The sequence below is a fragment of the Rubrivirga sp. genome (genome assembly GCF_049648075.1).
Classification (GTDB): Bacteria; Bacteroidota; Rhodothermia; order Rhodothermales; family Rubricoccaceae; genus Rubrivirga.
The window spans coordinates 1-8,920 of record NZ_JBARYR010000316.1 but is presented as its reverse complement, the minus strand read 5'-3'; the positions used below and the strand labels follow the sequence as shown (position 1 = coordinate 8,920).

The window sequence follows — 8,920 nt, the reverse complement described above, 5'->3', positions numbered from 1 at the left end:
CACGGCGCGGTGTTCGTGCGAGGCGACCGCTACTGGACCGACGTCGACCAGCCGGGTGACGTGGTCGGGACGGTCGGCGCGAGCTACAGTCCGAGCGCCGCGATGGGCCGGGACTATCGCGATTTGCGTGTGACAGCGTCATATCTCGTGCGCCGCAACCAGGAGGGTGACGTCGGCCACCTCGTTAAGCTCCAGGGGCAGTTCGTCTTTTAGAGGCAAGAGGCTCGTCCTCGAGGTCGGACCGCGTAGCGTGGGGTCGCGGAGGTTTTGCGAGGGCTTGGGAGCGCTGCCCGCTCTGGATCCCCGCCTCCGCGGGGATGACTCGTTTGTGGGCTCTGCCCGTGTCCACCCTCGAGGATGGTCCCTCCTCGAGGCCGCGGCGACCTCTGCGCGATCCGGTATCCGCCCTCGAGGTCGATTGTCCGCAAAGGGTTCGCGGCGGAGCCGCCCTCGTGAGCGTAGGATGTGCCCCGGACCACACCCGCGCCCCATGCCTACCGCCGCCACGACCACCATCGCCGTCGCCTACGGGGACGGGATCGGCCCCGAGATCACCAGAGCAACCCTGCGCGTCCTCGAGGCCGCCGGCGCGCCGCTCGACTACGACGTCGTCGAGGTCGGGGAGGCCGTGTTTAAGGCGGGCCACACGTCGGGGATCGCGCCCGAGTCGTGGGACGTGCTGCGCACGCACCGGGTCTTGCTCAAGGGGCCGATCACGACGCCCCAGGGCGGCGGCTACAAGAGCCTGAACGTGACGCTGAGAAAGTCCCTCGGCATGTTCGCCAACGTCCGGCCCAACCAGAGCTTCGCCCCGTTCGTCAAGACGAAGCAGCCGGGCATGGACCTGGTCATCATCCGCGAGAACGAGGAGGACACCTACGCCGGGATCGAGCACCGCCAGACGAGCGAGGTCTACCAGACGCTCAAGCTCATCACGCGGCCCGGGTCGGAGGCCATCGTCCGGTTCGCCTTCGAGTACGCGAAGGCCCACGGCCGCCGCAAGGTGACGTGCATGACGAAGGACAACATCATGAAGCTGACCGACGGCCTCTTCCACACCGTCTTCGACGAGATCTCGGCCGAGTACCCCGACCTCGAGGTCGAGCACAAGATCATCGACATCGGCTCGGCGATCGTGGCCGCGCGTCCGACGGAGCTGGACGTGGTCGTGGCGCCGAACCTGTACGGGGACGTCATCTCCGACATCGCGGCCGAGGTGTCCGGCTCGGTCGGGTTGGCCGGCTCCGCCAACGTCGGCGCCGACTTCGCCATGTTCGAGGCCATCCACGGCTCGGCGCCGGACATCGCGGGGCAGGGCATCGCGAACCCGTCCGGGATGCTCAACGGGGCCGTGATGATGCTCGTCCACCTGGGGATGCCGCGCATCGCGGAGACGGTCCACAACGCGTGGCTGTGCGCCCTTGAGGCCGGCGTCCACACGGGCGACCTGCACGGCCCGGACTCCGACGGCGAGCCCGTCGGCACGCAGGCGTTCGCCGACGCAATCATCGAGCGGCTGGGCCAGCGGCCCCAAACGCTGCCTGCGGTGACCTACGCCGAGGCCGATCAGTTTCGCATCGAGCCCCAGCCGAGCCCGCGCTCGGAGAAGGCGTTGGTGGGCGTCGACGTGTTCCTCGACTGGGACGACGACGGCCGCCAGCCGGACACCCTTGGGACCGGCCTCGAGGCCGAGAACGGCGACGGGCTGCGCCTCAAGCTGATCACGAACCGCGGCGTCAAGGTCTACCCCGACGGCCTGCCGGAGACGTTCTGGACCGACCACTGGCGCTGCCGGTTCGTCGCAACGGACGAAGCGGTCGCGGCGGGGCAGGTCGTGTCGCTGCTGGGCCGCCTCGCGCAAGCGGGCTTCGACGTCATCAAGACGGAGAACCTGTACACGTTCGACGGCGAGCGGGCGTACTCGCTGGCGCAGGGCGAGTAGCGCCCCCGAGGGCGCGCGAGTCGGCCCCGAGGTCGAGACGTGGTGTCCGTCCTCGAGGTCGGCCCCTCGATCGCGGTCCTAAGAGGACACACAAGCGGTGTGTCCCTACAGGTCTCCGTCGAGCATCGCTCGTCCTCGAGGCCGTTTCAGTCGAACCGCGCTGGGGTGAGCCGGTCGTCCTCGAGGGCGAGGCGTGCCTGAGACGATTGCTAGGGGCACGCCGCTGGTGTGCCCTGCCGACCTCGACGCGTGCGGACCGGTGGCGCACTCCCCTCGAGGCCGAAACGGTCCCGCCCTCGAGGACGGGGCGCAGCCGCCCGCGGTAGCTTGTCCGAGCCCCCGGTCCGCCTGTGCTCGACGTCCTCCTCTCCAGCCTGCTGTCGCCGGTCGTACTGGCGTTCGTGCTCGGAGCCCTGGCCGTCGCGATCAAGAGCGACTTGGAGATCCCCGAGCCGCTCTACCAAGCGCTCTCGATCTACCTGCTGCTCGCGATCGGGCTCAAGGGTGGCGTCGCGCTGAGCGAGACGCCAATGGCGGAGGTGGCGGGTCCGTTTCTCGGCACGTTGGCGCTCGGGGTGCTGACGCCGCTGACGGCGTACACCGTCCTGCGGCGATTGGGCAAGATGGACCGGACGAACGCGGCGGCGCTCGCGGCGCACTACGGGTCCGTGTCGGCGGTCACGTTCATCGCGGCCCAGGCCGTCGTTGCGTTTGCGGGGTCGCCGTCCGAGGGGTTCATGCCGGCCCTCGTGGCCGTCCTCGAGGTTCCCGCGATCATCGTTGGGCTGATGATCGCGTACGCGCGGGGTGACCGAGCCGGGTCGTGGCGCGAGGCGCTGCGTGAGGTCGTGACGGGACAGAGCGTGGTCTTGCTCGTCGGCGGGATGACCGTCGGGTGGATCGCGGGGGAGGAGGGCATGGCGCCGGTCGCGCCGTTCTTCGTGAGCGGTTTCCAGGGAGCGTTGATGCTCTTTCTGCTCGACATGGGGATGACGGCTGCGAGGCGGCTCCGTGATCTCAAGGAGGTCGGTCCGTTTCTGATCGCGTTCGGAATCGGGATGCCGATCGTTCACGGGGCGCTGGGCGTGTGGGTCGGGCTCAGCGTTGGGTTGTCGGTCGGAGGCGCGGCCGTCCTGGGCGCGATGGTCTCGAGCGCGTCGTACATCGCGGCGCCGGCGGCCATCCGGGTCGGACTCCCCGAGGCCAACCCGGCGTACTACCTCACGGCCTCCCTGGGGATCACCTTCCCGTTCAACCTCACCCTGGGCATCCCCATCTACCTCGCGATCGCGGAGTGGCTGGGCTGACCCGTCCTCGCGTCATGCAGACCGTCTCTTACCGCTTGATCACGATCATCACAGAGCGCGGCCTGCGCGACCGTCTGATCGACGCCGTCCACAACCTGGGTGCCACGGGCCACACACACTACGACGTTCATGGCGAGGGGTCGCGCGGTGCCAGCGGCTCTCTTCGGGGCGGCCCGAGCGTCAAGATCGAGGCCGTCGTGACAGCCGACGTGGCCGACCAGATCGTGGAGCACGTCTCGTCGAAGTACTTCGCGCACCACTCGGTCATCGTCTACCTCCAGGACGTCGAGGTCCTGCGTGGGAGCAAGTACGCGCCTCACAACAAAGGCGTATAGAGCATAGCCAGTCGTCCTCGAGGGCGGCGTGGCTCGATCGGCCTCGAGGCTTAGACGTCTCTCGGCGGCCAGATCCCGAGTTGGCGGCGCAGCGCGATAAGCTGGCCGAGGTGGTGCGCGTTGTGCTCGGCGGCGAGCATCAGCTCTCGCAAAAGCGTGTAGCCCGGCGCGTGACCAAGCTCGGCGAACAGGTCTCCTGTCCGGGCCACGTCTTTGAGCGCCTCGAGGTCGCTCAGGAAGCTCTCGAGCGCGCGGCCCCAGTCACCCTCGACGGCCTCAAGATCGGGCCAATAGTCCGCCGGCCAGCGCTTGTCTCGGTAGCCGGCGTCCGTGCTGAACTCCAGGATGTCGGCCTGGGTGACGCGGAGGTGCTCGAGCAGGTCCCAGAGCGAGTGGTCCCACCCCGGCAGGCGGTCGTTGACGCGCGCAAGCGGGACGCCCTCGAGGGCGGTCGCAGCGTCGACGGAGGCCTGGCCGCCTTGGAGGAGCGCGACGAGTTCGTGGCGCAGGCGGGCGTCGGCCTCGAGGTCGCGGGGTGGGGGAGACGGCGGCACGGTTACTCGGGGGCGGGGTGCGTGGGTGTCGCCGGCCTGACGACCCTCGAGGTCGGGGGCTCCGCGATGGAGCCGGAAAGCTGGTCCATCAGGAAGACGTGGTCGCGGACGACGGCGCGCAGGAACGCCTCGGGCGCCATCCGAACGGGCTCGAGGCCGAGCCGCTTTTCCACGGCCGCCTTGGCGCTCCGGGCGAGCCGAACGGACGCGCCGCCTCGGGACGACATCCGCAGGCGGACGATGACGGCTCGCAGCGTGCGGATGTCGGCGTCGGAGAGCGCGTCGGCCTCGAGGAAGGTGGGGACGTGGCCGTCCTCGAGCTCGGGGTAGAGCACCTCGGCGAGCCGCACGCGGCGCCGTCGGCGCACGACGGTCGTCCCGGCCGCCAAGTCGCCCAGGCGCTGCGAGTTCTTGGACAGGAGGACCGAGACGAGCGCCGCCGCTCCGGCCGTCACCGTGACGTCCACGAACCGGATCAGCCACCGCAACGCGTATTGACTGAGGGTCGGCTGGGCGCCGTCGAGCCGTGCGACCTGGGTCTTCATCGCCAGCTTGCCCGGCGTCCGGCCCTCGAGGAAGACCTCGAACAACAGGTGGTAGAGGCCGATGGGCAGCAGGATCAGCGCCGTCACCGTCCCCCACGACGAGGGAAGCCACGAGAAGACCGCCACGTTGACGATCACGATCCACGCCCCGACGATCAGGACGTCAACGACCGTCGCGACGATGCGCTCGCCGATGCTGGCGGGCTCGAGCGCGAGCGGCACGTTCTGGGCCGTCTGGATATCGAGGGCGAGGTCCACGCCGAAGACTACCACGGCCGCGGGGGCGGGGCCTCGTCCTCGAGGGGTCCGGCGTGACCGGGCGGAGGCGTCCCGTCCTCGAGGCTGTGCCCGTCCTCGAGGTCGCACGTGGGCGCGCCGCGCCGTGGCCCTACCGGATGCTTCCGTCCTCGAGGCCCTGTCGCATGCTACCGATTCCCACTCCCAACGAGGTCGACCACGACGGCCTCACGCCCACACGAGTCATCCCCGCGGAGGCGGGACCCGAGTCCTCGAGGACGGCGCAGCCAACCCAGACGGGGCCGCGCGCAGCATCTGAGGTCGGTGTCGCCCTCGAGGCTGAGGTCTGAGCTCCGGCCTCTGATCTCGGAGACGGACCCTGCACTGCGACCCCTCACCGGGCCTCTCCCCCAGAGAGAGGGGACTTTGCACGCGTCCTCGAGGTCGCGTGCTCGTCCTCGAGGCCGGACCTCACCGACGAGCCACGGGTCGGTTCCGTCCTCCCGATCTGCGGCTAGCTTCCCGCCCCACCCCGTCGTCGTCCCGCCGTGCGCGAAGCCGTATTCGTCCGCCGCCGAGCCCCCCACTGGCAAGCCCTCGAGGCCGTCCTCGAGGACGCGCGCGCCGACCCCGACGTGCTCGCCGACGGCTACGTCCGGCTCGGTGACGACCTCGCCTACGCCAAGACGTTCTACGCCGGCTCCGCGACGGCCGCCTACCTCAACGACCTGTCGGGGCAGGCCCACGCCCAGATCTACCGGAACCGCCGGGAGGAGCGCGGGCGGCTCCGCCGGTTCTGGACCCACGAGATCCCGCTCGCCGTCTACGCCAGCCGCCGAGCACTCATCGCGTCGCTGCTCCTGTTCGTGGGAGCCGTCGGGATCGGGATCGTGTCGTCGGCGAACGACGACGGGTTCGTCCGGCTCATCCTGGGCGACGGCTACGTCAACATGACGTTGGCCAACATCGAGGACGGCGACCCGTTCGCGGTCTACAAGGACGCGCACCCGGCCGACATGGCGCTGGGCATCGCGGTCAACAACATCCGAGTCTCGTTCCTGGCGTTCGCGGGGTTCTTCCCCCAGGCGGGGCTGCCCGGCGCCTCGGTCGGGACGGGGTCGGTGTTGGTCTCGAACGGGATCATGGTCGGCGCCTTCGCCCACCTGTTCGCGGCCCAAGGGCTGGTCGCCGATTGGTTTCGGGTCGTGTTCATCCACGGGATGCTCGAGCTGACCGCGATCGTGATCGCCGGTGGCGCCGGGTTGACGATGTGGAACGCCGTCCTCTTCCCGGGCACCTACCCGCGCCTGGCCGCCTTCCGCCGCGGCGCGACACGTGGTCTGAAGGTGATCGTCGGGCTCGTGCCCGTGTTCGCGTTCGCGGCCGTCCTCGAGGGCGTCGTGACGCGCCGGACCGAGATGCCGCTGTGGGCGAGCGCGGTCGTGATCGGCGGCTCGGCGGCGTTCTTGGTGTACTACTTCGTCTACCTGCCGGCCTCGAGGGGCCGCGCCGCCCATGCATAGCGTCCCCGACCTCGGCTCGATCCGGTTCCGCAGCGTCCGAGACGCGGGCTCGGCGCTCAACGCGACGTTCGCCTTCCTGCGCGAGAACGCGCGGGAGCTCGCGACGAGCTACCTCGCACTCGTCGTCCCGGTCCTGCTCGCCAGCGCCATATCGACGGTTCTGTGGATGAGCCAGGTGGGCGACTCCTTGTTCAACCCGTCCCCGGACGAGCCGTTCGCCATCTTCAACTGGACGTACGCCGGATCGGTGCTGTTCGGGATGCTGGGGAGCACCCTGATGCAGGCGTCGGCGTCGGCCTACGTGCGTCTGTACCGCGAGGGCGAGGCGGGGCACATCACGATGGGCGTGCTGTGGGACGAGGCCAAGACGCTGATCCTGCCCTACATCGGGATGGCGCTGCTGTTTTTCGCCGTCATCTTCCTGACGGGCGTCATCAACATCATCCCGTGCCTCGGCGCGATCGCGTGGGTCGCGTTCATCGTCTGGGTCACCCCCATCTACACCGTCGCGATCGCCGCCCGCGCCCTCGAGGCCGGCTCGGTCGTAGACGCCTGGACCCGCGCCCGCGCCCTGGTCAAGGACTCGTGGGGGTTCACGGCCGGGACGATGTTCCTGGCGTTCATGGTCCTCTTCGTGATCTACTTCGCCGTGTCGATGGTCGCCGGCGGGCTGACAGCTGCGATGGGGGCGAACATGATCGACCCCAGCCAATCGGGGTTCGCGATGGGGATCGTGTTCGCGCCGGTCCAGGTCGTGGCGGGCGCGATCTACCTCGTGCCGCTCGTCGCGGCGTTCTTCGTCCACGGCCGATTGGTGGAAGACCTCGAGGGGACGACGCTCACCGACGACCTCGACGCGCTGGCGACCGGGTTCGACGTCCCTCGCTCGACGCCTCCGGCCTCGACGCCACCCGTCCCGCCCTCGAGGACGGACAGCGACGACGACGAGGACGGGCCGCCGTCCAGCGGGTTCAGGGGCGGAGGGTTCGGATGAGGAGCGTCGCTGGCGGGATGATCGTGGCGCTGTGCGCGTCGGTGCAGGCGCAGAGCCCGGCCGCTCCACCGCCGCCGCCCGCTTCCGTCCTCGAGGTCGCGCGTGACACGGCGGCGGTCCCGACCTCGACGGCGCCTCTGGAGCAGCGGGCCGTCCCAGATATCGTCGAGCGCTACCGCGCCGACCCCGACTTCAAGTATGCCGACCCCGAGGTCGAGGGGCCGTCGCTGTGGGACCGGTTCTGGAGTTGGCTCGAGCGGACGTTCTGGGACCCGATCTACGACTCGACGACGGCCGAGGGGCGCGACATCATCCTGGTGCTCGTCGCCGTCGTGGCGCTGGGCTGGGTGGTCGCGCGCCTGCTCCGCACCGAGGGCTCGTTCGGCGTACTCGCCCGCCGCGACCGGGACGCGCCCGGCGTCGGCCTCCTCGACGTGGACGACATCGCCCAGGTCGACCTCGAGGCCCGGCTCCGCGACGCGCTCGCGGCCTCCGACTACCGCCAGGCCGTTCGCGTGCGGTACCTCGCCGTGCTCCAAGACCTCGACGCGGCCGGAGCGCTCGAGTGGCGGCGCGACAAGACGAACCGGCAGTACGTCCTCGAGGTCGGCCACCGCTCGCCGGACCTGGCCGACTCGTTCCGAAAGACGACGCGCGTGTTCGACGCCGTGTGGTACGGCGAGCGGCCGGTCTCGGCGTCGCGCTACGACCGGCTCGTGCCGCTCTTCGAGGCCGCCGCTCCTCGCGAGGTGGCCGCGTGAGCGTCCGCGCCTACCTGTTCGGCATCGCCTTCTTGGTGGCGGCGCTCGTCGCCCTCGAGGCCACCCGGCCGCGCCCACTCGACATGACGATCCGGCTCGAGCGATCGGGGTCGGCGCCGTTCGACGCCGAGGTGTTTTTCGAGTCGCTGCCGGAGTGGCTCGGGCAGCCGGTGACGGCGGTCGGGGTGACGCCGTTCGAGAGGCTAGAGGACTCGTCGGTGACGGGGCAGACGTACCTCTTCCTGAGCCAGACGTTCGCGCCGGACCCCGTCGAGGCCGAGCGGCTGCTGGCCTTCGTGGCGCGCGGAAACACGGTTTTCGTGGCGGCCCAGGACATCGAAGGTGCGTTTGCTGACACGCTCGGACGGCCGGATCCAGACTGGGGCGCGACGGGGATCTCGACGCGGTACCCGAACACCATCTTCGACCCGTTTGGCGACGACTTAGGGGGCGACACGTTGCGGTTGGTCTCGCCGGGCGTCGAGGGCGTGTACGCGTTCCCCGTCAACGTGCGGCGGCGTCGGCTCGTCGGCCTCGATGCGGGCCGCAGCGAGGTGCTGGGAGCCGGGCTGGACGCGAGCGAGCCCACGCTGGCGCGGATCTCGTGGGGCGAGGGGGACGTGATCGTGTCGGCGACGCCGGTCGCGTTCACCAACGCGGCCCTGACCGGCGAGGGGCAGGCTCCGGCCTACGTCGCGGCGGTCCTGGCGGCGCTGCCGGAC

General features: G+C 70.1%; 11 protein-coding genes. 9 read left to right on the top strand and 2 right to left on the bottom strand.

Annotation, left to right across the window (positions count from 1 at the left end; genetic code table 11):
* The 4 genes from WBA11_RS09375 to WBA11_RS09360 all read left to right on the top strand — a co-directional run.
* A partial coding sequence (locus tag WBA11_RS09375; protein WP_424520436.1) for a hypothetical protein occupies positions 1–213 on the top strand: 213 nt, incomplete at its 5' end.
* 277 nt (positions 214–490) lie between these two features.
* A complete protein-coding gene (locus WBA11_RS09370; RefSeq protein WP_424520435.1) occupies positions 491–1,942 on the top strand; it encodes an NADP-dependent isocitrate dehydrogenase in 1,452 nt (483 codons plus the stop codon).
* A gap of 350 nt (positions 1,943–2,292) precedes the next feature.
* Complete coding sequence (locus WBA11_RS09365; protein WP_424520434.1) at positions 2,293–3,249, top strand: sodium-dependent bicarbonate transport family permease; 957 nt, start codon at positions 2,293–2,295, stop codon at positions 3,247–3,249.
* A gap of 14 nt (positions 3,250–3,263) precedes the next feature.
* A complete protein-coding gene (locus tag WBA11_RS09360) occupies positions 3,264–3,584 on the top strand; it encodes a DUF3240 family protein (RefSeq protein ID WP_424520433.1) in 321 nt (106 codons plus the stop codon).
* A 50-nt stretch (positions 3,585–3,634) separates the two neighbouring features.
* On the opposite strand, the gene WBA11_RS09355 is transcribed toward WBA11_RS09360, so the two are convergent.
* Both WBA11_RS09355 and WBA11_RS09350 read right to left on the bottom strand, forming a co-directional pair.
* Positions 3,635–4,138 (bottom strand): DinB family protein, encoded by a 504-nt coding sequence (locus WBA11_RS09355; RefSeq protein WP_424520432.1) that lies wholly within the window; start codon positions 4,136–4,138, stop codon positions 3,635–3,637.
* A gap of 2 nt (positions 4,139–4,140) precedes the next feature.
* A complete protein-coding gene (locus tag WBA11_RS09350; protein WP_424520431.1) occupies positions 4,141–4,956 on the bottom strand; it encodes an RDD family protein in 816 nt (271 codons plus the stop codon).
* Positions 4,957–4,994: 38 nt separating this feature from the next.
* On the opposite strand from WBA11_RS09350, the gene WBA11_RS09345 reads away from it, so the two are divergent.
* From WBA11_RS09345 to WBA11_RS09325, 5 genes are all read left to right on the top strand, one after another.
* Positions 4,995–5,270 carry a hypothetical protein gene (locus tag WBA11_RS09345; protein ID WP_424520430.1) on the top strand — a complete coding sequence of 92 codons (276 nt, stop codon included), beginning with the start codon at positions 4,995–4,997 and terminating at the stop codon, positions 5,268–5,270.
* 198 nt (positions 5,271–5,468) lie between these two features.
* A complete protein-coding gene (locus WBA11_RS09340; RefSeq protein WP_424520429.1) occupies positions 5,469–6,443 on the top strand; it encodes a stage II sporulation protein M in 975 nt (324 codons plus the stop codon).
* Entirely contained in the window at positions 6,436–7,437 is a 1,002-nt protein-coding gene (locus WBA11_RS09335; RefSeq protein WP_424520428.1) for a hypothetical protein, read from the top strand. Before WBA11_RS09340 ends, WBA11_RS09335 begins: the two co-directional genes overlap by 8 nt.
* Positions 7,434–8,198 (top strand): DUF4129 domain-containing protein, encoded by a 765-nt coding sequence (locus WBA11_RS09330; protein ID WP_424520427.1) that lies wholly within the window; start codon positions 7,434–7,436, stop codon positions 8,196–8,198. The genes WBA11_RS09335 and WBA11_RS09330 overlap by 4 nt, the downstream gene beginning before the upstream one ends.
* Positions 8,195–8,920: DUF4350 domain-containing protein (locus tag WBA11_RS09325; protein ID WP_424520426.1), on the top strand; the 726-nt coding region annotated here is incomplete at its 3' end. The genes WBA11_RS09330 and WBA11_RS09325, both read left to right, overlap by 4 nt.